The 460-nt window shown below is 35.4% G+C and carries 1 protein-coding gene; it reads left to right on the plus strand.

Annotated features, from left to right (window positions below):
- A partial coding sequence (locus IPZ49_RS23040) for a DUF3732 domain-containing protein (RefSeq protein WP_193762910.1) occupies nt 1–396 on the plus strand: 396 nt, incomplete at its 5' end.
- Between the last annotated feature and the right edge of the window lie 64 nt (nt 397–460).

A 460-nucleotide genomic window follows, 5' to 3' on the forward strand; every position in this document is an offset into this window, starting at 1 on the left:
GATTATCTTTGGGAAACTGGTAGTGGGGCAAACTGGTTAGCTTACCATATTGCTACAACATTAGCTTTGCAATGGGTGTTTACGAGAAATCCTCAGCATCCTGTACCAAGCTTGCTCATTTATGACCAGCCAAGTCAAGTATATTTCCCTGTAAGGCAAGCAGGAATTATAGACAACGAAAATAATGAGCCAGAATGGCAAAACGAGGATATTGTTGCTGTTCGTAAAGTATTTAAAGTTTTAAATAAATTTATATCTTCTACTAAAGGTATATTTCAGTTTATTGTACTAGACCATGCTAATGAAGAAGTTTGGAGTAATCTGGAGAACATCCATTTAGTTGAGGAATGGCGTGGTGCAGCGTTGATTCCATATGATTGGATTGCTCGTGATTAATTGTTTTTATTGTCCATGACAGTATTGTTTTTTTGTTTCAAGTATATGTTGGTAAATATATCTT

It is taken from the genome of Enterobacter cloacae complex sp. S2, assembly GCF_015159675.1.
In the GTDB taxonomy this organism is placed as follows: domain Bacteria; phylum Pseudomonadota; class Gammaproteobacteria; order Enterobacterales; family Enterobacteriaceae; genus Enterobacter; species Enterobacter intestinihominis.